This is a genomic window from Christiangramia flava JLT2011, assembly GCF_001951155.1.
Classification (GTDB): domain Bacteria; phylum Bacteroidota; class Bacteroidia; order Flavobacteriales; family Flavobacteriaceae; genus Christiangramia; species Christiangramia flava.
Window position 1 is genome coordinate 3,542,892 of record NZ_CP016359.1, and the last position, 22,533, is coordinate 3,565,424.

The 22,533-nt window shown below is 43.2% G+C and carries 24 protein-coding genes; 12 read left to right on the plus strand and 12 right to left on the minus strand.

The genetic code is table 11. The annotated features are described in order from the left end of the window. Positions 1-93 precede the first annotated feature (93 nt). The 4 genes from GRFL_RS15780 to GRFL_RS15795 all read left to right on the plus strand — a co-directional run bounded on the left by GRFL_RS15780 (position 94) and on the right by GRFL_RS15795 (position 3,229). Entirely contained in the window at positions 94-1,452 is a 1,359-nt protein-coding gene (locus GRFL_RS15780; protein WP_083645515.1) for an NAD-dependent succinate-semialdehyde dehydrogenase, read from the plus strand. A gap of 14 nt (positions 1,453-1,466) precedes the next feature. Continuing rightward, positions 1,467-2,342: a DUF72 domain-containing protein gene (locus GRFL_RS15785; RefSeq protein WP_083645516.1), complete on the plus strand. Its 876-nt coding sequence runs from the start codon at positions 1,467-1,469 to the stop codon at positions 2,340-2,342. Beyond that, positions 2,339-2,758, plus strand: coding sequence for an NUDIX domain-containing protein (locus GRFL_RS15790; RefSeq protein ID WP_083645517.1), 420 nt, complete (start codon positions 2,339-2,341; stop codon positions 2,756-2,758). The genes GRFL_RS15785 and GRFL_RS15790 overlap by 4 nt, the downstream gene beginning before the upstream one ends. Positions 2,759-2,842: 84 nt before the next feature. Continuing rightward, complete coding sequence (locus GRFL_RS15795; RefSeq protein WP_083645518.1) at positions 2,843-3,229, plus strand: acyl-CoA thioesterase; 387 nt, start codon at positions 2,843-2,845, stop codon at positions 3,227-3,229. Here GRFL_RS15795 and GRFL_RS15800 read toward each other — a convergent pair whose 3' ends face one another. The 3 genes from GRFL_RS15800 to GRFL_RS15810 are packed head-to-tail and all read right to left on the minus strand — an operon-like array spanning position 3,230 to position 5,886. Further along, positions 3,230-4,309, minus strand: a complete 1,080-nt coding sequence (locus GRFL_RS15800; protein ID WP_083645519.1) for an endonuclease/exonuclease/phosphatase family protein — start codon at positions 4,307-4,309, stop codon at positions 3,230-3,232. Further along, positions 4,306-5,598 (minus strand): mechanosensitive ion channel family protein, encoded by a 1,293-nt coding sequence (locus tag GRFL_RS15805; RefSeq protein WP_083645520.1) that lies wholly within the window; start codon positions 5,596-5,598, stop codon positions 4,306-4,308. Before GRFL_RS15805 ends, GRFL_RS15800 begins: the two co-directional genes overlap by 4 nt. Before the next feature lie 3 nt (positions 5,599-5,601). Then, a complete protein-coding gene (locus tag GRFL_RS15810) occupies positions 5,602-5,886 on the minus strand; it encodes a DUF3817 domain-containing protein (RefSeq protein WP_083645521.1) in 285 nt (94 codons plus the stop codon). A 133-nt stretch (positions 5,887-6,019) separates the two neighbouring features. Here GRFL_RS15810 and galE point away from each other — a divergent pair, with 133 nt between their 5' ends. Then, the gene (galE, locus tag GRFL_RS15815) at positions 6,020-7,066 is read left to right on the plus strand and encodes a UDP-glucose 4-epimerase GalE (RefSeq protein ID WP_083645522.1); all 1,047 of its coding nucleotides are present in this window, start codon (positions 6,020-6,022) and stop codon (positions 7,064-7,066) included. A 28-nt stretch (positions 7,067-7,094) separates the two neighbouring features. On the opposite strand, the gene GRFL_RS15820 is transcribed toward galE, so the two are convergent. From GRFL_RS15820 to GRFL_RS15835, 4 genes are all read right to left on the minus strand, one after another. Beyond that, on the minus strand, positions 7,095-7,253 hold the full coding sequence (locus GRFL_RS15820; RefSeq protein ID WP_083645523.1) for a YqaE/Pmp3 family membrane protein: 159 nt from the start codon (positions 7,251-7,253) through the stop codon (positions 7,095-7,097). Positions 7,254-7,280: 27 nt separating this feature from the next. Next, a complete protein-coding gene (locus GRFL_RS15825; protein WP_083645524.1) occupies positions 7,281-8,057 on the minus strand; it encodes a DUF1206 domain-containing protein in 777 nt (258 codons plus the stop codon). A gap of 97 nt (positions 8,058-8,154) precedes the next feature. Continuing rightward, positions 8,155-8,772: a YqaA family protein gene (locus GRFL_RS15830; RefSeq protein ID WP_086047654.1), complete on the minus strand. Its 618-nt coding sequence runs from the start codon at positions 8,770-8,772 to the stop codon at positions 8,155-8,157. Positions 8,773-8,839: 67 nt separating this feature from the next. After that, positions 8,840-9,265, minus strand: coding sequence for a hypothetical protein (locus GRFL_RS15835; RefSeq protein WP_423738269.1), 426 nt, complete (start codon positions 9,263-9,265; stop codon positions 8,840-8,842). Between the two features lie 166 nt (positions 9,266-9,431). Between GRFL_RS15835 and GRFL_RS15840 the strand changes: the two genes are divergently transcribed. Next, a complete protein-coding gene (locus tag GRFL_RS15840) occupies positions 9,432-10,142 on the plus strand; it encodes an SDR family oxidoreductase (protein ID WP_083645526.1) in 711 nt (236 codons plus the stop codon). Positions 10,143-10,317: 175 nt separating this feature from the next. After that, on the plus strand, positions 10,318-11,067 hold the full coding sequence (locus GRFL_RS15845; protein ID WP_083646203.1) for an SDR family oxidoreductase: 750 nt from the start codon (positions 10,318-10,320) through the stop codon (positions 11,065-11,067). A 52-nt stretch (positions 11,068-11,119) separates the two neighbouring features. Here GRFL_RS15845 and GRFL_RS15850 read toward each other — a convergent pair whose 3' ends face one another. Continuing rightward, positions 11,120-12,112 carry an NADP-dependent oxidoreductase gene (locus tag GRFL_RS15850; RefSeq protein ID WP_083646205.1) on the minus strand — a complete coding sequence of 331 codons (993 nt, stop codon included), beginning with the start codon at positions 12,110-12,112 and terminating at the stop codon, positions 11,120-11,122. Positions 12,113-12,249: 137 nt separating this feature from the next. Between GRFL_RS15850 and GRFL_RS15855 the strand changes: the two genes are divergently transcribed. The 3 genes from GRFL_RS15855 to GRFL_RS15865 are packed head-to-tail and all read left to right on the plus strand — an operon-like array spanning position 12,250 to position 16,879. Continuing rightward, positions 12,250-14,493 carry an FUSC family protein gene (locus tag GRFL_RS15855; RefSeq protein ID WP_236995817.1) on the plus strand — a complete coding sequence of 748 codons (2,244 nt, stop codon included), beginning with the start codon at positions 12,250-12,252 and terminating at the stop codon, positions 14,491-14,493. Continuing rightward, a complete protein-coding gene (locus GRFL_RS15860) occupies positions 14,490-15,002 on the plus strand; it encodes a DUF6155 family protein (RefSeq protein WP_083645527.1) in 513 nt (170 codons plus the stop codon). Before GRFL_RS15855 ends, GRFL_RS15860 begins: the two co-directional genes overlap by 4 nt. Further along, positions 15,002-16,879 carry a T9SS type B sorting domain-containing protein gene (locus GRFL_RS15865; protein ID WP_083645528.1) on the plus strand — a complete coding sequence of 626 codons (1,878 nt, stop codon included), beginning with the start codon at positions 15,002-15,004 and terminating at the stop codon, positions 16,877-16,879. The genes GRFL_RS15860 and GRFL_RS15865 overlap by 1 nt, the downstream gene beginning before the upstream one ends. Here GRFL_RS15865 and GRFL_RS15870 read toward each other — a convergent pair. Both GRFL_RS15870 and GRFL_RS15875 read right to left on the minus strand, forming a co-directional pair. Then, positions 16,876-17,613, minus strand: coding sequence for a DUF4397 domain-containing protein (locus GRFL_RS15870; protein WP_139839203.1), 738 nt, complete (start codon positions 17,611-17,613; stop codon positions 16,876-16,878). The genes GRFL_RS15865 and GRFL_RS15870 overlap by 4 nt on opposite strands. Beyond that, positions 17,603-18,916, minus strand: coding sequence for an APC family permease (locus GRFL_RS15875; protein WP_083645530.1), 1,314 nt, complete (start codon positions 18,914-18,916; stop codon positions 17,603-17,605). The genes GRFL_RS15870 and GRFL_RS15875 overlap by 11 nt, the downstream gene beginning before the upstream one ends. Before the next feature lie 409 nt (positions 18,917-19,325). On the opposite strand from GRFL_RS15875, the gene epsC reads away from it, so the two are divergent. Next, the gene (gene epsC / locus GRFL_RS15880) at positions 19,326-20,117 is read left to right on the plus strand and encodes a serine O-acetyltransferase EpsC (RefSeq protein WP_083645531.1); all 792 of its coding nucleotides are present in this window, start codon (positions 19,326-19,328) and stop codon (positions 20,115-20,117) included. Next, positions 20,110-20,997 carry a cysteine synthase CysM gene (gene cysM, locus GRFL_RS15885; protein ID WP_083645532.1) on the plus strand — a complete coding sequence of 296 codons (888 nt, stop codon included), beginning with the start codon at positions 20,110-20,112 and terminating at the stop codon, positions 20,995-20,997. The genes epsC and cysM overlap by 8 nt, the downstream gene beginning before the upstream one ends. Before the next feature lie 141 nt (positions 20,998-21,138). Here cysM and GRFL_RS15890 read toward each other — a convergent pair whose 3' ends face one another. Both GRFL_RS15890 and GRFL_RS15895 read right to left on the minus strand, forming a co-directional pair. Beyond that, entirely contained in the window at positions 21,139-21,708 is a 570-nt protein-coding gene (locus GRFL_RS15890) for a hypothetical protein (protein ID WP_083645533.1), read from the minus strand. Positions 21,709-21,799: 91 nt separating this feature from the next. Beyond that, complete coding sequence (locus tag GRFL_RS15895) at positions 21,800-22,513, minus strand: Crp/Fnr family transcriptional regulator (protein WP_083645534.1); 714 nt, start codon at positions 22,511-22,513, stop codon at positions 21,800-21,802. Positions 22,514-22,533: the final 20 nt, after the last annotated feature.

Below are 22,533 nucleotides of genomic sequence, written 5' to 3' on the forward strand. Positions count from 1 at the left end.
TAAACAATAGGAGTTAAATATGTCTTAAGTGAACCGGCAAAGCCATCTGCTCTTTTTATCTTTAAGAGAAATGCTAATAGTAGAAGAAGAATTATGATAGAATCAATCAATCCCTATAACCTGGAGGTTGTCGAAAAATTTAAGGAACTTACTAAGAAACAAATCGACGACGCTCTGGATTGTGCGGACAAGCGTTTTCAAAGCTGGAAAAAAGTGTCTTTTGAAGAGAAAGCAAAATTAATGAGGAAGGCTTCCCAGGAGCTGAAAGAAAATAAACAGGAATACGCAAAAGATATCAGTCTGGAAATGGGTAAGCCTATCAAACAGGCGATTGCAGAAATTGAAAAATGTGCCTGGGTTTGTGAGTATTATGCCGAAAATGCTGAAAAACACCTCGCTCCCAAAACTATCAAAACCGATGCGCATAAGAGCTACGTAAGCTATGAGCCAATTGGTGTCGTGCTGGCGGTAATGCCCTGGAATTACCCTTTCTGGCAGGTCTTCAGGTTTGCCGCTCCCGCATTAATGGCTGGAAATATCGGAGTTTTAAAACATGCCAGCAGCGTGATGAAATCTGCCAACAATATTCAAAAGGTTTTTGAACGGGCTGGCTTCCCGGATGGATGTTTTCAGAATTTGGTACTCGGAAGTTCTAAAATTGAAGATATCATACGCGATTCCCGTATCAAGGCGGTAACGCTTACCGGCAGTAAACCGGCCGGGGGCGCGGTGGCCTCGGTAGCCGGGGAAGAGATCAAAAAATCGGTACTGGAACTCGGCGGCAGCAATGCGCTGGTTGTATTTAAAGATGCGAATATCGATGAAACCGTTAAAACCTGTGTACAGGCGCGGTTTCAGAATACCGGGCAGAGTTGTATTGCCGGGAAACGCCTGCTTCTTCATGAGTCCCTGGCGGAAGAATTTACAGAAAAGTTCGTGAAACAGGTTCGGGAATTGAAAAGCGGGGACCCGTTAGACGAAGACACCTTTATAGGGACTTTGGCCAGGGTTAACCTTGCAGAAGATCTCGAGAAACAGATCAACGAATCGGTAGAGATGGGAGCAGAGGTCTTATTAGGCGGAAAACGTTCCGATGCCTATCTGGAACCCACTGTACTTGGCAATGTCACTCCTGAAATGCCAGTATTTCTCGAAGAAACCTTTGGGCCGGCCATCGGCATCACAACCTTTAAAGAAGACCGTGAAGCTATTGATCTCGTGAATATGAGTAGATTTGGATTGGGAGTTTCTATCTTTACGGAAGACCTTGATTTTGCTGAAAGCATTGTTCCGGAATTTGAAGACGGAGCCGTTTTCGTAAACGAACTGGTAAAAAGCGATCCCAGGCTACCCTTCGGTGGTACCAAGATCAGCGGTTATGGCCGTGAACTTTCGGAAGATGGTATCAAGGAATTCGTAAATAAAAAGACCGTTTATTTCAACAAATACTGAAAAACAAATTATAAATGAAATTCGGAAAAGTAAGTGATCCGGGCAGCGTGGATTTCAACCTGCCAAAAACGCATCCTCAAACCAAAGAGGTTCTTGGAAATTTTGAAAAGAGTCATTTTAGCGACGTTCGTATTGGCTGCGCAAAGTGGAACCGCACCGATCTAAAGAATTTTTATCCACGCGGGACCAAAGACGAGCTGGCTTATTACAGCAGCCAGTTTAACAGTATTGAGCTAAATGCCTCTTTTTATCGCATGTTTCCTGAAGAGCAATTTGCGAAATGGGAAGAAAAAGCGGAAGGTGATTTTAAATTTTTTCCGAAGGTTCCACGAATCATTAGTCATATTAAAAGGCTGAATGATGCTGATGTGCTAACCGATGATTTCATCAAGAATATTCTTCCGCTGAAGGAGAAAATGGGAATGGTCTTTCTCCAGTTACGAGACGATTTTGGACCAAAGAACATGGATCGAGTAAAACACTTTTTTGAGCATTGGCCTGAAGAAGTTCCACTTTCCGCAGAATTTCGCCATTCCGACTGGTACCAGGATGACAAGGCCGCTCAGGAACTGAATGAATTAATGATCGCCAACAATATTACGCATATAATAACCGATTCTGCCGGTAGAAGAGACCTGTTACATATGCGGCTCACGACGGAAAGCGCTTTCATAAGGTATAACGGCGCCAATCACCCTACCGATTATACCCGACTCGATGATTGGCTGGATCGCCTGCAAGAGTGGTATGAAATGGGGCTTAAAAACGTCTATTTTTTCATTCATCAGAATGTGGAAGAATCTTCGCCCTTACTTTCTGCTTATTTTATTGAAAAGTTCAATAAACGCTTTGGTACCGATATTCAAATTCCAAAAACGCTGAACAAATGAAAGAACAAAAAATAGCCTTAACGGTCGATTGTGTGATATTCTGTAAAGTAGAAAATCAGTTCAAAGTATTGCTGGTGCAGCGAAAGAACGATCCTTTCAAAGATCAGTGGGCTTTGCCGGGCGGTTTTGTAGATGAAGGGGAAGACCTGGAAGCTGCAGCCCGCCGGGAATTGAAAGAAGAAACCGGGATCGAAGTGCCTCATATTGAACAGGTGCAGGCTTTCGGTAAGCCAAATCGTGACCCAAGAGGGCATACGGTGTCGATCGCTTTTCTAAGCAGGATCTACTGCGAGGAAGAGCTGCAACCAGCAGATGACGCCAAAGACGCTCGCTGGTTTGAGATTGAAAAAGTGATCGATATGAATCTGGCTTTTGATCATGATGAGATCATCAACGTAGCCCAACAATTCCTGTAATACAAATTTTCTATATCAGCATTGCTCATTCATCTTGAAAACTGAATAATTTCAGCAGTTTTCAACATAAATTTGAAATAAAAAATGAGATTTCACACCCGAAAATGGATCAAACCACAGGATCTTAATCCCAACAGAACACTTTTTGGAGGTCGCCTTTTAGAATGGATTGATGAAGAATGTGCTCTTTACAGTATCGTTCAGCTGGAAAACTCCAAATGCGTCACCAAATATATGAGTGAGATCGATTTCAAAAGTTCCGCTCATGAAGGCGATATTGTGGAAATTGGTATCGAAGTAGTCAAATTTGGAACAGCTTCCTTAACGCTGAAATGTGAAGTGAGAAATAAAATGACGCGGGAAAGTATAATTACCATCGATAAGATCGTAATGGTGAGCCTCGATGCACATGGCAAACCCAAGCCTCACGGCAAAACCGAAGTGGAATTTGTTAAAGATCGCCTGAAGTAACTAGTTGTTTTCAGGTTCCTGCTTTTCTTCGCGGATCTGTTCCCTGGCGGTTTTCAGTTGTTCTTCAGTAGCCGGTTCCGGTTTTTGTTCTTCAGCCAACTCAGGCTGCAAATATAATTTGGCGTAGAACGGAAAGTGGTCTGACCCCACATCTTCTCCGGCATGAATTTCATGTACGCGCCATTCTTCGCTTACAAAGATCTGGTCCAGAGACCAGCGCATGATGAAACTGGTAGCATCGAACGTATTGTAGAGACTTCTGCCCACGCGAACATCCAGCAATTCTCCCACATTCTTGAAAAGCGTGGTAGTTTGTGACCAGGCAACATCGTTAAAATCTCCCACAACGATCACCGGTAATTCGGAATCGCGGGTTTCCAGGGCTACTTTCATCAGCTCCGCATCCCTATCGGTTGAGGAAGGGTTTTCCTGTGGCATAGGAGGTGTGGGATGTACGGCGTGTAGCCTGAAACGTTTTCCATTGCGCAATTCCACTTCTGTATGAATAGAAGGAATGCTGTCGTCTACAATAAATCGTTTTTCAGGATTGATCAGTTTCAATTTGGAAAACAACAACATTCCGTAAGTATTGTGAATTGGAATGTTCACGCGATAGGGAAATTCTGAAGCCAAGGCGCCCTCGATCTCGTTCAGCCAGATCCCATCGGTTTCTGTAAAAACGACCATGTCAGGATCAATCGATTGTACTTCAGCAATAACCTTTTGATATTCCTTATTTTTCTCCAGTACATTCGAGGTAAGCAGCGTAAAACCCGAATTTTCATCTACATTTTCCGAAGGTTCTCCAACTTCTAAAGGGACCAGCGGTGTATAAGGCATAATTTTGACAAACTGGTACAGAAAACAAATCAACAGCACGCCTACAAAAGCGTAATCTCGCCAGGATTTGATCTCAAACCGCAGAAAATAGGCCGCCAGGGCTGCCAGTGTTAATAAAGTAAGCTGAATATGGGGGTAATCGAACATTCTGATCCACCAGTAATCTGCAGCGATCAGGGGAATTAACGTAAGGATGACCGCCAGAATTCCAAAGGCGCGTAGAAATGTTTTTAAAGTCATAAAGATTGGTTGTTATTCAGCGAATCCATTAAATTCCTGATATCGTCACCGGAAGGCGATTCAAATATCTGCAGTTCAAAATATGGAATAGCCGCCAGGATATGATCAAATATATCTGCGGAAATGTATTCAAAATTTTCCCATCTCTTATCCCTGCTAAAGCACAAAATTTCTAACGGGATTCCCTGCGCGGTTGGAGCCTGGTGGCGCACGATAATGTACATTTCTTTATGGATCGCAGAATGCTCATGCAGGTAGGAATCTATATACTTTCTGAAAACCCCGAGATTCGTCTGGTTTCTGCCATTGATAAGCAAGCTTTTGTCCACCTTGTTCTTAGCATTATATTTATCGATTTCCTCCTGGCGATGCTGAAGGTAAGGAGCAATGAGGCTTATCTTTGCCATTTTGTCCAGATCTTCACGCGTTAGGAATCGCACTGAATTTTGTTTTATATAAACCGATCTGCGGATACGTCTTCCGGGAGATTCCTGCATTCCTCTCCAGTTCTGGAAAGAATCAGCGATCAGGCTGTAGGTTGGAATGGTGGTGAAGGTATTATCCCAGTTCTGAACCCGTACGGTAGCAAGATTAATTTCCGTCACCGTCCCATCGGCACCATATTTTTCAAAAGTGATCCAGTCTCCAATTCGAACAATATCATTAACCGAAACCTGGATAGAAGCCACCAGTCCCAGGATGGTATCTTTAAAAATCAACAGAATCACGGCAGAAGCAGCACCCAGGGAAATGGCAAAACCGAGAACACTGCGGTTGAATAATTCGGCGAAAATGAACATAAAGCCGATCACCCAAAGAAAGATGATGATGATCTGGCTAAAACTTTCAATTGGTTTGTCATTAAAGCCTTCCCGAGTCTTCAGGTAATCCCTGGAAGTTCTGATCATACTCCTGATGATCCAAACCGCTAGAATGATCAGGTAAATGTTCAGAATTTTTTCAAATACCAGCAGCACCTTCGGAAAGTCTGAAAACAATAAAGGATATAGTTCAAAAACGATCAGCAACGGGATGATACGACCGATATATCTTGGGAAATTACTTTTGATCAGAAAATCATCAAAAGTTGTTTTGGTTTTATTGGTAAATGCCTTAAAGGTCTCGATGATCACATTCTTGATCAGCCAGTTTACACCATATAACAACAGGGTGATCAACACCAAATTGATCAGGAGATTGAGGTACTGAGCAAGAACGGGATTCATCCCATATTCATTGAACAGGTCCTCAAAAAAGCAAATAAGGTCTTTGAGCCATTCAGATTGCATTCTCTAAAGGTATTTCTTTTCCACGTAAAATGGGCCAAATGGCACCAGGGAACAGGCCATTATGATCGCGGCGGTAGAAGTTTTCCAACCCATAGGCCTAATTAGCAGTAAACTGAACAGTATATATGCGATGAACAAAATCCCGTGTGCCATACCTACGTGACGTACCATATCGGGCATATCAAAAAGATATTTCAATGGCATGGCTATTCCGAGGAGGAGCAGGAATGAGATCCCTTCCAGGATGCTTACCCATTTAAAGAGTGTGAGTTGACGGTTAAGTTCCATAATCTTTGATTGAGGAAGCAAAGATACTTTATAAAGCGCAGAAAACCATTTTCAAACAATGCAGTTTATTATTCGAAATCAGGCTGGTGGACTAAGTTGATTTTCTTAATTTGCTTGGCTGAAACTAAGATTTATGAAAAATAAAAAAGTACTGGTAACTGGCGGACTCGGATTCATTGGGTCGCATACCGTCGTCGCGCTTCAGCAGCAAGGCGTGGAAGTGGTGATCATTGATAATCTTTCAAATTCTTCGATTGATGTTCTTGGTGGAATTACCGAGATCACCGGGCAAACTCCGGAATTTGAAAATATCGATCTTCGAGATAAATCGGCTGTTAAGATTTTTTTTGAAAAATATCCGGAAATAGACAGCGTAATTCATTTTGCGGCATCCAAAGCCGTAGGGGAAAGCGTTGAAAAACCTTTACTCTATTACGAAAACAATATTTCCAGCCTCATTTATTTGTTGCAGGAATTGCAGAAAAAGGAACATTCCCACTTCATTTTCAGTTCTTCCTGTACCGTTTATGGTCAGGCAGATGAACTGCCAATAACCGAGAATGCACCCGTAAAAAAGGCCGAATCTCCATACGGTAACACCAAGCAGATAGGAGAGGAGATCATTCAGGATACCTGTAAAGTCAATTCAAACATGAAAGCAATATCCTTGCGCTATTTCAATCCAATTGGAGCCCATGCGTCCGCAGAAATTGGAGAATTACCGCTTGGAACTCCGCAAAACCTGGTACCATTCATTACGCAAACGGCCATCGGAAAAAGGGAGAAATTATCGGTTTTTGGAAATGATTATCCTACTGAAGACGGAACTGCCATAAGAGATTACATTCACGTGGTAGACATTGCGGAAGCGCATGTTACGGCTCTACAAAGATTGATGAACGGAAAAGAAAAGTCAAATTACGAAGTTTTTAATCTTGGAACCGGGAAAGGAAATTCTGTTTTGGAAGTGATTCAGTCTTTCGAGAAAAGCACCGGGGAGAAACTTCCTTATGAAATCTCTCCTAGAAGACATGGAGATGTGACCGCCGCCTACGCAGATACAGAAAAGGCCAATAAGGAACTGGGCTGGAAAGCCAGCCGATCCTTGGATGAAGCCTTGAAAAGTGCCTGGGTCTGGCAGAAAGTAGTTCAGAAAAAAGAAAGAGAAGAAGAACAATAAAAAAAGCCTGCAAATGCAGGCTTTTTGTTTATCTCGTTCCATTTACCAGAAAGGCATGAATCACTCCTGGCAACCAGCCCAGGATCGTGAGCAAGATGCTGATGAGCAAAGTCATTCCTACACCATGTTTCATGAACACAGCCAAAGGAGGTAAAAGAATGTTGAGGATAATCGTTAAAATTGACATAGCTATTTATTTTGGTTGTTTTCTAAATTAGGTTTGAAATCTTCTGTATTTCGCGGTCATAAACATGAATATTCCATATAAGACCAGGCCGGCGGCTACCAGTCCCATCAGCCAGGCGCCGTAGGCAGAATCCTGCAAAAACGAGAAGGCGTCAGCCGTCGTTTTAATATCATTGGTATTGGAGCGATAGGCAGCTCTTAAAAAAACGAATGCCATAACTCCAAAAATGACAGCCCTGGAAATAATCCCTAAATAACCGGTGTTTTTGATCACTTTTCTTCGTTTTTCTTCGGTTATGGATTTATAATTGAACTTCTGAAGGAATTTTCCGGAAGTCGCTTTTTTAATCTGAAAAATGCAAACACCTACCAGTGAAAGACCGATCACGGCAAAAACAAATATTCCGAAGTTCCCGGAAAGGAAACTGAAGGTTTTTCCCCCGCCACTGGAACCGGCATTGATCAACGTAATAATGGCATAAACGGCATAGCCGAGATAAATCAATCCGCTGATAAAAAAACCGATACGCTTGATCTTCCCTTTATCGTGACTGCCAATATTTTCAGGATCTTTGATACTTTGGTAAAAACGCCATCCAGAATAGCAAACCAGGCCAATGGCCATGAGTATCAAAATAGCATTTCCGAAGGGTTGATCTTCCAGGAATTTAAACACTCCTTTTTGTCCGGTTTTGGTACCGCCCATATTAAAGGCGGCCATGAAAGTGAGGAGACCGGTAACCCCGTAAACAACGCCCTTAGCCACATAGCCTGCACGCGCCATTTTCTTGATCTTGGAATTCATTAGTTTTAGTTTGGTTGATTAGCAAATCCAAGATAGAATTAAATGGGCTTAAAGCCTTGAACCTTAGCAAAAGTTTAGGGCTTTCCGGAAGAATTCGTTAAACCATTTTAAAAATTACCAGAGCGTACAAATAGAATCTGGCAAATCGTAGCAGCGCGAAGATCAGGTAACTGGAAAAGGGGAACCTGATAATACCGGCAGCGATGGAAGTGATCGCAAAAGGTATGGGTAGAAGGGCACCTACGATAATCAGGAAACCACCCCATTTTCGGGTATTGTGAATGTGTTTGGCTAGTTTTACTTCCATTAGTAAACGTACGGAAGGAATTTTGGTCACCGAAAGCCCGATCCCATACGATATGACTCCACCGAGATAAGACATACTGGCGAGCAGCGTAAGAAACAAGAAGGGTGCTGCCGATTTTCCCGCCCAGGCGATAAATAATTCCGGCGGCACGAGACCCAGTAAAGATTCAGAAAGCAGAAAAATGGCCAGTACTTTTGCAGGCTGGTAGGTTTCAGTTATATGAACCAGCATGTCTTCGATATTCAGGAAAAAATGATCTACGGCCCAAAGCGCTCCAATAAAGATAACGATGGGCAGCACGGCTTTTTTAAGGCTGGAGCCCACAAAACCATAAAATCCTGTATACTTATAATACTGATGTAATAACCGGATACGCGACTTCTTTTTAGATTTCGCTTTTTCTTTCATCAATCTTTCTTTTTCGGCAATTTTCCGGAAATCTTCTGAAGCAGAGGCCGCAGTGCGTGGCAGGAATTTAGTAATCCTCGCCGGCAGCTTCTTTCATCGCGCGAACATATTCGCGCAACTCAATTTCATTCACTTTATTTGCATGATCTGCCATCAGGGAAAGCATATATTCCAGGCTTTCCTGGCCTGTGATCACTTCGGCATCTTCAGTTTCTTCCACTTCTTCACCTTCCTCTAAAGGTTCGTCATCCGGAATAGGAATATCAAAAGCGTCATTTTCTTCGATATGCTCGTAAGCAAGCCTGATGGTTTTGGCAAGCAATGGGATGTTTTCTTCAACCACCATCTTTCTTAGTTCCTTAAGATCTTCAACCAGCGTATTGGTGATGATCCCGTTGCGCATTAGATCGCGTTGTATCTTATTCAGTAACTTTTGTGCTTTGATATTTTCCAAGGTAAACGAATTTATGGTCAGGTAAAATAAATCAACCATGCAGGCTGAATTTCCAGATCACAAAGTTAATTTTTTTGTGTTTGTATGAAAGTGTTTACTTCAGATTTATCAAGTATTTAACCTTTAAAATTAACAGAATCTTAGCCCTTTATTTTTCAGCTACTTGAATGGCTTTAGTAGCTTTATTCCTCAAAAATTGAAGTTTATGAGCGATCAGAAAAAAACCGCTTTGGTAACAGGCGGAAGTAAAGGAATAGGTTTTGGTGTGGCGAAAACGCTGCTGAAAATGGGGTACAATGTGGGAATCACCAGCCGGAAATTACAAGCTGCTGAAGAGGCGGCCAGTGAACTTTCTGAATTTGGAGAGGTCCTGCCACTCGAAGCCGATGTACGTAGCTATGAGAGTCAGCAACAAGCAGTTGAAAAATTAGTGAACCAATTTGGTTCGCTGGATGTCCTGGTGGCCAATGCCGGGATTGGGAAATTCGGTTCTATAGAAGATATGAGCCCTGATGACTGGAACACTACGATCGATACCAACCTCACCGGTGTTTTTTATAGTGTGAAGGCCAGTGTGACCGAATTGAAAAAAACCGAAGGGTACATTATTACTATTTCCAGTCTTGCGGGAACGAATTTCTTTGCCGGGGGTGCTGCCTATAATGCTTCAAAATTCGGACTTACCGGGTTTTCACAGGCAATAATGCTCGACCTGCGTGATAAAGGAGTAAAAGTAAGCACCATCATGCCAGGATCTGTAGCTACTTATTTCAACGGAAATGAACCGGATGATAAAGACGCGTGGAAGATCCAGATCGAAGATATTGGGGAACTCGTGGGAGATTTGTTGAAAATGAATCCTCGTACGCTTCCAAGTAAAATTGAAGTAAGACCATCCAGGCCTCCAAAAAAATAATTGCTAGAAAAGTGTCGAGCCGGTTGAAAAACCGGCTTTTTTTTATACAATTCCTAAAAAGCTTAACAGCCGCTCTTCATAGGGGTTAATTTCGTGCTAAAGCCTTTAATTATCATTGATTTCAGCTATCTCAATAGTATCTTCAGAAAAATTGATAACTGAAAAAAGGAAAATTATGAGTATTCAAGGAAAAACTATTATCGTTACCGGAGCATCAAGCGGAATTGGTGAGGCGACTGCCATGAAACTGGCAAGCGAAGGAGCCAATGTCATTCTCTCTGCCAGGCGAAAAGATCGATTGGAAAAATTGAAGTCAAAGATCGACGAACAGGGAAAAGGAAAGGCAATTGTTGTAGAAGCCGATGTGACCAAAAAAGACGACTGGAAAAAGATCGTGGAGTCTGCAAAGAAAGATTTCCATTCGGTTGACGGATTGATCAATAATGCCGGTTTGATGCCGCTCTCTTACGTTAAAAACCTACATACCGATGAATGGGAGAAAATGGTAGATGTAAATATTAAAGGCGTTATGAATGGTGTAGCCGCAGTTTTGCCCGATATGATCGAGCAAAAAGGAGGTCATATCGTCAATGTTGCCTCCAGTGCAGGAAGAAAAATATATCCAGGTGGTGCAGTGTATTGTGCAACAAAATCTGCCGTTCGCATGTTTTCCGAAGGTTTAAAAATGGAACTGGCACCTAATTATAATATCAATGTAACCTCTATTGAGCCTGGAGCGGTGGAAACAGAATTGACCGATTCCATTACTGATGAAGAGATCAAGGAAGATTTCGTATCCACACTGCAAAATCTAACACCGCTACAAGCCGAAGATATTGCAGAATCTATTTTTTATGCGCTTAACCAACCGGCAAGAGCCAATATTAATGATGTGTATATTATGCCAACTGCACAGGAACAATAGAATTGCAATAGTTAAGTATTAAAAAAGCCCGTTTCAAACGGGCCTTTTTAGTTTAAATTTTCACCAGCATTTTCCCGGTATTCTTTCCGTCAAAAAGATCAATGAAAGCCTGAGGAATATTTTCAAAACCTTCTACGATAGTCTCCTCATATTCCAGTTTCCCATCTTTAAGCCAGCTTCCTAGCTGCTGAATGGCAGCTTCAAAATCTTCTACATGATCACGAACCAGAAAGCCCTGCATCAATGTAGATTTCTTAATTAGAATACCTTCCGGTCTTGGCCCGGTAGGTTGTTCGGTTTCATTGTATATCGAAATCGCCCCACAATTAATTATCCTTCCGAATTTATTGATATTCTGAAGACTGGCGTCCAAAATTTCGCCTCCTACATTATCAAAATAAACATCCACACCATTTGGGCACAATTCTTTGATTGCTCCCTTCATATTCGTGGTGGTTTTGTAATTGATGCCGTCGTCAAAACCCCAGGATTTTATTTTCGCTATTTTTTCATCGCTTCCGGCTATACCAACAACCTTACAGTTTTTGATCTTCCCAATCTGTCCCACGATGCTTCCAACGGCACCGGCAGCTCCGGAAACCAGCAGCGTTTCGCCTTCTTTCAGTTTTCCGATCTTTTCCAAAGCCAGATAGGCGGTGAGTCCGGTAAGTCCTAAAACTCCCAGGAAAGCCGGTGCCGGAGCAAGCCGGGTATCGATTTTCCGAAGATTTTTGCCATCATGAACCTGCTTTTTCTTCCAGTCTAACATTCCAACCACTCGATCACCTTCCTGAAAATTGGAATTTTTCGAGTTTAGGACTTTCGCAACTACCATAGACTCCAGCGGTTTACCGATCTCAAATGGCGGGATATACGATTTTTCATCTCTCATTCTGCCACGCAAATAAGGGTCTACGGAAACATATTCTGCTTCCAACAGGATTTCACCATCCTGGCATTCAGGCTCTTGAAGGTCTTCGAACTGAAAATTGTCATTTCCAGGCTTTCCTTCTGGCCGACTTTTAAATAAAATTTGCTGATTCATTTTTTCTTTTGAAAGTACCCGTTTCTTGCGGAAATCCCTATTCCATTCTGCCAAAATCTCCTTAAAATGAAAAGCAATACTGGCAAAACTCCTATTTTCCGGTTTAAATTGATAATTTCAGCGATCAAATTCTGACTTTGAATATTCCATGGACCAAATACCGGGATGAGTTTTCCAAATTCATCAGAAGCACCGATTTTTCGAAAGCGGTCGTGCTTTCCATAGCCATGGTCATTCCCATTTTTGTATTTTCAGAAATAGGCCTGAAAGAATGGGGGATCAGTATGGCGGTTGGCTGCCTGCTCAGCTCTCCCAGCGATATTACCGGGACTTTCAAACATAAGGTCGTAGGCGTGGTGATCGCGGCGATCCTTGGAGCCGTTTCTTTTCTCATTGGTCGTTACGCAGAATTTTCGATTTACTCAACTATTCCCATGCTGCTGGTAATGATCTTCAGCATTTCCTATTTATCGGTTTATGGTTTTCGCGCTTCGCTCGTGAGCTTTTCCGGGCTATTGGCGGTGGTGATCAGCTTCGCCGGAATACAGTCTGGGATCGCCATCTGGCACAAGGCATTGCTAATACTTGCCGGTGGACTTTGGTATCTCAGCCTGAGTATTCTCTGGTATTTCATTAAACCGAAAAGAGCCATCGAGCAGCAAATCGCAGAAACAATGGAACTTACCGCACAATACCTTCGTACTCGTGCCGATTTTCTTCGCAGCGGAACATTTTCCGAAGATTTGCAAAAAGAACTTTTCCGCTTGCAGGAAGAACTGAACGAACACCATGAAAGCCTTCGCGAACTGCTGATACAGTCACGATCACACTCAGGAGGTTCCGGATATATGCGGAAACGATTGCTCATCTTTATTGATCTTGTTGATATTTTGGAACTGGCGATGTCACATCCAATTGATTATCAGAAAATGCACGAGACCCTGGGCAAACATGCTGAAATTCTGGAAGAGTTCGCCGCTTTTAGCCGGAAACTGGCCCTGCACCTGGAAGGAATTTCCCTGGCGGTGTATAAGAATAAGCCACTCCCGGAGAATAAAATTCAGCAATACCAGGCCAGTGTTTCAGAAAATTTGGACAATTTCAGAAATAGACTCGATATAACCACCGAACGGGAAGCCGTTCTCGCACTTCGGAATTTATTTGACTATCAGCAACGTCAAGCCCGTAAAATTATGAATATCGATCGGGTTTTACGCAACCTGAAAGACCAGCGTAAATTGAAACTGAAGGAAAAAGAAGTGCGGGATTTCCTGACGCCGCAGGATTACAGCTGGAAAGTGCTCAGCAATAATTTCAATTTTGATTCAGCGATTTTCAGGCATTCCATCAGGATGAGCCTGGTCGTGGTGATTGGTTACCTCATTGGAGTGTATTTTTCGGTGCAAAATGCCTATTGGATCCTGCTAACAATTATTGTGATCATGCGCCCGAATTACGGTCTTACCAAGCAGCGAACAAAGAACAGGATTATCGGTACGCTAATTGGCGGAGTCATCGCGGTAGGCGTGGTTTTTCTTACCAGCAATCCCACCGTGTATGCCATTCTCGGGATTTTGTCTTTAACAATGGCTTTTTCCCTGATTCAAAAAAATTATACCACGGCTGCAACCTTCATTACCTTGAGTATAATTTTTATTTATGCTTTACTTCAACCGGAAGTTCTTAAAGTGATACAATACAGGGTTTTAGATACGATTGTTGGCGCAGCGCTTGCAGCAGCCGGGAACTTCTTTCTCTGGCCGAAATGGGAAGCACAAACGCTGGAAGATTTTGTTAATTCTTCCATTGAAGCCAATTACGAATGCTTCCTGGAAATTGATAAATATTACCACGATAAGGAAACTCTCCCCACGAGTTACAAGCTGGCTCGTAAAAAAGCTTTCCTGGAAATGGGAAATTTGAGCGGTGCTTTCCAGCGCATGACGCAGGAACCCCGCTCACAACAGGAAAACCCCGGGTTGATTTTTGAAATTACGGTACTGAACCAAACCTTCCTTTCGGCACTGGCGTCACTGGGAACGTATATTCGCAATCACCCTACGACAAAACCTTCGGCTTATTTTGAAACTACTTCCAGAACCATTCAGCAGAATTTAAAAAACTGTCAGAAGGTATTGGAAGATCAGGAAATACAGGCTATCAGTGAAGAAGATTTCCGCGAAGCTTCGGAAAAACTGGAAGAAAAATTCCAGGAACTCTCCCGGAAACGTGATGAAGAGATCAGGGCAGGGAAGGAGCAGATCGACAGGGATTTTCGTTTGCAACTGCAGGAGGCGAGGCTGGTTACAGATCAACTCTTGTGGCTCCGAGAATTATCAGGAAAATTATTGCTAAATATTCAAAAATTAAAGCAGTCTTGAGCAAAAGAGATTTTAAAAAGTACATCGCAGAACTCAAAAGAAAGGATTTGCAGGAGCAACTCCTAGATATGTACGAGCGTTTTGATGAAGTAAAAAAATACTATGATTTCATTTTTAATCCGCAGGAAGATAAGTTACTGGATCAGGCAAAATTTAAGATTTCCAAGGAATATTTTCCGGTAAATCGCCGGAAACCAAAGATGCGAAGGTCAGTGGCCCAGAAGATCATTCGGGAATATTCAAAACTGGAAATGGCGCCAGATGTGCTGGCTGAGATCATGTTCTATAATGTGGAGATCGCTCAGACTTTTGCTCGCGGCAAAGACAATATTTCTTCCGCCTTTGAAAAAAGTATGTACAAATCTTTTGAGCAGGCAGTAAGTTTTCTCATTGAAAACGGTATTTTAGAGGCTTACAAAGAGAGAATCAGGAAAATAACGGTAGAATCTCATGAGCAGAAATGGAGCAATTCTTACCAGTTCGTTAGCCTGGCAGATCACGTGCTTTAATGAGAAGAATACTAATTTTTGGGATTTTTATATTTATTGGACTAAAAGGATTTAGTCAGCTTGGCTTCTGCAGCGGCAGTAAGGGAGACCCTATTTTCCAGGAGGATTTTGGAAGTGGTTCAGGCTTTGGGGATCCACTGCAATCTGGAATTACGGAATATCGTTATGTTAGTGACACAGACCCCAACGACGGGCAGTATGCCATTTCCAGCCAGGTTGGGCAGTACAACACGTCCTGGCACAGCTATTTTCCTTCCACGACCTATTCTGGTGGAAGGGCGCTTATCGTAAATGCCGATTTCACACCTGGCCGTTTTTACCGCAAACAAATTGACGGTCTTTGTGAGAATACCACTTACGAATTCTCTGCATTTATTATGAACGTTTATGATCGCGATAGCGGGATTTGTGAAAATGGCGGAATCCCGAACAACGTGCGTTTCGAGATCTGGGATGAGACCGATGCTGTTCTGTTAAAATCTGGCGATACAGGCGATATCCTTTCTTCTTCTAACCCGCAGTGGACGCAGTATGCACTAACCTTTAGCTCGGAACCCGGGCAGAATTCTGTGATTTTGAAGATGTTCAATAATGGTGAAGGCGGCTGTGGGAATGACCTCGCGATCGATGATATCGTTTTCAGGTCCTGCGGCGATCTTACCACGGTAGAATCGCCCGATACTACAGCTTCTCCCGTGAATCTTTGTGCTGAAGAAACTCCGTATTCCGTAGAATTGAATGCAGCATCAGATAATTCAGTATACGAACAGGTTTTCTACCAGTGGCAACAAAGTAGTGACGGCGAGAACTGGCAGGATATTCCGGGGGCCAATTCCATACAATATCAAACAACCGCGCTTACAGAAACTCGTTATTTCCGCGTAAAGGCCGCTGAAGATCCTGCAAATCTTGGCAGTAACGTTTGTAGTTCCGCTTCCGAAGCATTTCAGGTTCAGATCTTTCCAAAACCCGAACCGCCTGAAAGCCTGGGCGATCGTTCGGCCTGTGAAAATGATCCGATTCCGTACCTCGAAGTGAAAGTGGGAACCCATGAAACGGCGAATTGGTATGATGATAATGGCAATTTACTGGCAGCCGGAGTATTGCGCTATCAGCCTGAAAATGCCGGGATTTTTTATGCGGAAGCCGTGGTAAGCAGCCGTAATTGCCAGCCCAGTGAACGAACAGCTATCCAGCTGGAGATCACAGACCTCCCGGAAGTTTCAGATGAAATTACCTATATCTGCCCTGGAACTCTAAAATTACTCGAAGCGGGCGTGAGTGGTTACCAATACCTTTGGAATACGGGAGCGACCACTGAAACTATTAATATAGCCACGCCCGGGACCTATAGCGTGCGGGTAAGTTCTTCTTCGGAATGTTATATAACCAGGACGATTGTAGTGAATACGGTCCCAACACCCGGAATCATTGATGTGGTGACAGATGGATGGGATGTTGAGATCATTCCCATCACCGAGGCTGATTTTTTATACTCGATCGATGGAATCAATTTTCAGGCTGAAAGCAGATTTGAAAATGTCCCCGGCGGGATTTACACGGCCTACATGAAAGATACCGAAAGCTGCCAGGTTGAAACGCTCACTTTTGCACACATCGTTTTTCCGGAATATATCACGCCCAACAATGATGGTTATCATGATGTTTTTGAAATCAGGGGAATTGAATTTTTCCCCTCTTCGAACATCAGCATTTTTGACCGCTACGGAAAATTACTGAAATCTGGCAGGGGACAGGGCTTCCAGTGGAACGGCACTTTCATCAACAAACCTATGCCGGCAGCTGATTACTGGTATTTCATTGAAATTGAAGGATATGGCACCAAAAAAGGCCATTTCTCATTGGTAAGAGATTAATCTTCCAGGATGTATAGTTCTAATTTGCCATTTTTGCCGGTTATTATAAAAATATAATCTTTTTGCTCCTTAAAATCGTATTGCTGCCTAATGACCGGTTCAGGTGAATTTCCCAGGAAAACCTGTACTTCTTTTGAACCCGCTTCAATTCGAGTGCTCATCACTGGCGAGGCATATTTTAGTTTACTGGCCACGTTCTTCGTCTGGTCTTTTCCCGGTTCCTTCAGTGTAATGGAAATCTCTCCGGTTCCTGCGGCGGCATGAAAAGCCCTTACCGCGGCTGCTCCTTTCTGAAGTTTCACTTTTTCCCGAAACACAAAATAGGAGGGTAAAAAACCGTTGGCAGTAAAATTTTCGGAGCCTTCAAAAATATAGTGCATTTTGTGCTTAAAAGTTTGTTGATTCACTTCCGAAGAAAGTTCCGGTTTTCCGAAGACAATAATTGTATAGGCCTGGTTTTTTGCCAGGGCCAGTTCTTTTTGCAGCAAATTCTTAGAATTGGAATGTACCCGAAACTGATATTTTGCCGGATGCAACTGCTGAAAATCGGTTTCTATTTCACTGCCAATATTCAGACTTTTGGAAGAAGCTTTATCAGCCTGAATTTCTACTGAAGCGGAAGAATTCATGGCATTAAAAACCCGAATTTCGGTCTTGTTTTGAGAATAACCAAGCGCGACGGTCAATTCGATCATTAAGAATAATAAAGCGTTAACAGGGCTACTAATTTTCATCTTCAGATTTTTTTTCAGATTGATCATCAGAATCGTTTTTGGAAAAGCTCTTGACCATTGCCGGGCGACCAATAATGATGAGAAGAGCCAGGAATATCAGGATTCCCAACTGTACCGGCGCTACGGTGACCAGTCTCGCGATCAGGACAATGAGCACAATGCCAGTCATAATTATTCCCAGCCACGCGAACCATTTCCATTTTTTCTGAACGTAATTTAATGCGATTATATTCACCGTTCCGAAAGTGATCAGGAAAATCAGGCTTGCAGCTTCTACGAGCGAAGATAATTTCCCGATGACGGCCAAAATGGTTGAAAGTACACCGAGCAAAATCACGGCGGCATAAGGCACGTTATTCCGGGTTTTCTGGAAAATACCTGGCAATTCTTTATCATCAGCCACTCTTTTAGAGAGATTGGAACTGGAAAACAAGGTAGAATTGATCGCGGCAGCTGTTGCGAAAACCGCCGCAACGGTCATAATGATCAAACCCGGGGTACCTATTGCTTCACGCGCAGCCATGGAAAGTGAAACCTGTTTTTGTGCAATGATCGCCAGTCCGCCGGCCAGCATAACGGCGCCAATGGCAACCGCAGCGTAGATTAGAATGACAAAACCCACCGCGAACATGATGGTGGGTTTCAGGATCTTCTTCGGTTTTTTGATCTCATCGTATTCATAAGTCAATAGTTGAAAGCCTTCGTACGCCATGAAGATGCTGGCCGCACCAATAGGAGCTGACCAAATTGGTCTGGGTTCCAAACCAGAGATCAGTTGTAATTTATCCCAATGCATGAACCCGAGTACAGCCAGCCCGATGAGGGCGACCAAATTGAGCGTCACGATTGCAATTTCCACTTTCTTGGTTTTGGTTACCCCGGCAAGATTAAGGCCTATTAAACCTGCCATGATTCCAATGGCGCAAAGCCTTGTGATGAGCGGCCCACCATTGAATGAATAAGAAAGATAATGCCCGAAGGCGAAGGCGTATACCGCCATTGTCAGCACATAACCCAACAGCAGCAACCAGGATAGACTCCCAGCAATCCCTTCTTTATCAACTTCTCTCAAATAGGTAAATGCACCGCCGCTCTCTTCAAATTTATTGGCAAGAACTACATAGCAATAAGCACTGGAAGCTGCGATAATACCGCTAATGATAAAACTTAGCCAGGCCCATTGTCCTGAAACCGATACCACCACGCCGAGTGCCGTATAAATTCCGCCGCCAACCATTCCGCCGGCGGCCAGGGCCCAGACCGAAGGCCAGCCCAGATTTCCGGAAGAGGAATCTTTAGACATTTCGATAAAATTTGGTTAGTACCACTAAATTAGGGCGATTTGGAAGGAAACGGTTTAAAAGTCCCGTTAAGATTGCCCTAAAAATTGTAAAATAAAAAGCCACCCTTTGGAGGTGGCCTGAACATAATGTGATGTACCCGGAAAACCTATTTCTTGGTTTTTCCTGGCTGTTGTTTTTGCTTTGGAGTCTGCTTCTGTTGCTGGCTCTTCTGCTCCTTCGGCGATTTTTTCTCTTGTGCCATTTTTATCAGATTTATTGTTACTCTAATTTACTTCAACCAGGCAGTTTCTTGAATATGGCTTGGCTGTTTTTTAACGAAGAATTAGCGTATTGGTTAAAATCTCAAGCCTTTCTGCGTAAGAGATTGTAATTAGAATTCTCTAAATTTGATCTTTCAAGAATTCAGCTATGGAGATGGAAAGAATCATCAAGGAAATTGAGAGGCAGAAGAACGTTCCCAATCTCAATTTCAGCATCAAGGAAAAAACCGAAGATTTTACCCGGAAACTTTTCTATACGTTATTTGACCGCCAGACAGAAGTGGCCAATAACATCATGGAACTGGGCAAAGATTTTGAAGTTCTGGCCAAACTGGTTTGCTGGGAACCCGGTTCTCCCTGCCAGGACATCTGGAAAGACTATCTTCAGAAGTTGCCTGAAATCCTGGAAAAACTGAATTATGACGCCCGAGCGATCGCTGAAAATGATCCTGCAGCCAATTCAGTAGAAGAAGTATACCTCTCGTATCCCGGATTTTTTGCCATCGCGGTGTACCGGCTCAGCCATGAATTCTATAAATTCGGATTGCCGCTCGTACCACGACTGATGACCGAATGTGCTCACCGGCTTACCGGAACCGATATTAACCCGGGAGCGAAAATTGGGAATTCGTTCTTTATAGATCACGCCACGGGTGTGGTAATAGGCGAAACTGCCATCATCGAGGATAACGTGAAGATCTACCAGGGTGTAACACTGGGCGCACTTTATGTGGACAGCTCGCTCAAAAACATCAAGCGGCACCCTACGATTAAAAGCAATGTCACCATTTACGCGAATGCCACCATTCTAGGAGGAGAGACCGTCATAGGAGAAAATAGCATTATTGGAGGGAATGTGTGGTTAACAAAATCTGTTCCCGCCAATTCCATGGTTTCACACCAGCCACAAATAAGCATTAAAAATACCGTCAATGAATAATTCAGTTCTCGATTTAGTTGGAAATACCCCGTTGGTAAAAGCCAAAAGACTGCTCGATAATCCCAAAGTGGAGCTTTATTTTAAGCTGGAAGGTCAAAATCCTGGTGGAAGCGTGAAAGATCGTGCAGCCTATAACATGATCAAAAGTGCCCTGGAACGCGGAGATATTGATAAGAATACCAAACTTATTGAAGCGACCAGCGGAAACACCGGTATCGCATTGGCCATGATCGCGGGAATCTTTGGGCTGAACATTGAGCTGGTGATGCCCGAGAATTCTACCATCGAACGCGTTCAAACCATGGAAGCATACGGGGCGAAAGTGATCCTGACCGATGCAGAGATTGGTATTGAAGGTTCCAGGGATTATGCGGAAGAGAAAATGGCAACCGGTAATTATTTTATGCTGAATCAGTTTGCCAATGATGATAACTGGCAGGCTCATTATAAAACTACCGGACCCGAAATATGGAGAGATACCAATCAGAAAATCACTCATTTTGTCTCATCCATGGGAACTACCGGGACGATCATGGGTACCAGTACTTTTTTAAAGGAACAATCTGCGGAAGTGCAGATCGTTGGTGTGCAGCCGGGAGATGGAGCTAGAATTCCGGGGATCAGGAAATGGCCACAGGAATATCTTCCGAAGATCTTTAAACCCGAAAAAGTAGACCAGGTGATCGAAGTCACGGAGGAGGAAGCGGTAAAAATGACCAGGAGACTGGCAGAAGAAGAAGGCATTTTCGCCGGAATGAGTAGTGGTGGAGCTGCTGCTGCTGCCGTAAAACTGGCCAACAGCCTGGAAAGCGGTCTTATTGTAAGCATTGTTTGTGATCGAGGGGATCGATACCTGTCTTCAGACCTGTTTAAAAAATAAACCTCCAAAATGAAAGAGACTGCCTGAAATCTCGAAAATACCATTCACATTGCAGGATGTACTTTTCAACTAACCATTCTGCGAAACGTTTGGAAGGAAGTGGAATTTTTCTGAGGTAGGACAGTCTCTTTCACGATTCAATCAGGGTTTGTTTTGAGCAAGGCCAATATCGCCCAATCTTGAATCGTATTTTGGCGTGATGACCAGGCGGTCTTTCATTGACCCTTTCTGGATATGGATCACGTATTTTTCCTTTACGATCTCATCTTTGCGACTGGTTGCCAGGTATTTGTTCTGAACGACAGACCAGTTTCGGTAGTTATGCTGAACCTGCTCGGTCACAGCTTTGGGTAAAGGCAGATCGCGAAACTTCTGAAAGGTCTTGACGAGCTCTCCATTTTTGTCGTATTGAGCTTTCAGGGAACCTCTGGAACTGGAAAATAGAACCATGACCTGATCGAAATTTTCGGTTTTGTTCAACCGAAGGAATTCGTGGATATCAAAATTTTCCTTTAGAAAACGAATAGCGTTATTTTCAAACTGGTTGGAATACGCTTCAGAGATGCGAAGATTGCCATTTCCGTAGTCTTCGAAGATTACCTTGGCGGAAGGAACGAAGGTCAACTCGGTTTCTTCCAGCTCAATCACGTGCTGCGAATAGGCGGCAAGCGCCCACCCGATCATCAAACTGTACATTAGAATCCTTTTCATTTGGCTTAAGATTAATTGGTGAATAAATACCTTCCGAAGTTATCATGTAAGGCTAATTTTGAAAACTACTCAGGTAGCAGATAGCGCAATTTTAAGAATTGCCCGAGTGTATCTTTAATTCCTTCAACAACAAATCCATATTCATAATTTTGATCCGGTTCCGGGTGATCTGGATGGCGCCTTTTTTCTTCAGCGTTTGCAGGTAACGATTGACCACAGCCCTGGTACTTCCAACCATACTGGCCAGTTCTTTATTGGGCAGATTATCGATGAGTTCCAACTGATGATTCCTCTCATTGATATTGGAAAGGATAAGCTGAAGCAACCTGGTGGAAAGATCGGTAAAAATAAGTTCCGAAGCGGTTTTTTCCAGTTTTCGCATCATCTTGGCAGCATATTGCAGGAACATGGGGTAAAATTGCGGTTGCTGCTGCATCCATCTGCGCAATTCGTCCATCCTGATCGCCAGAACTTTGGTGGAATCCAGGCATTCGTAGTACACACGGTGTTTATCGCCATCGAACAGGCAAAAAACATCAAAAACATCCCCTTTGCTCAACAAAAACAGCGTGTGCTCTTTCAGGCTATTTTCGGCCAGGCGATACATTTTAACCCTTCCGCGGCAAATGATGTAAAAATGAAACAGGAACTTTTTGCGGTTCAGTATGCAGGTATTCTTGGTCCAGAGTTCTTCGCGGAAGGATAAAAGCAGTTCTTTCCAGTGCTCTTCCCCGAGATTTCTGAAAAATTCACAGGAATCCAGCACCGGTTTGTATCGAATATATAAAGCTTCTGAAGTGTTCAATTTCCGCCCGTTTTAGGATG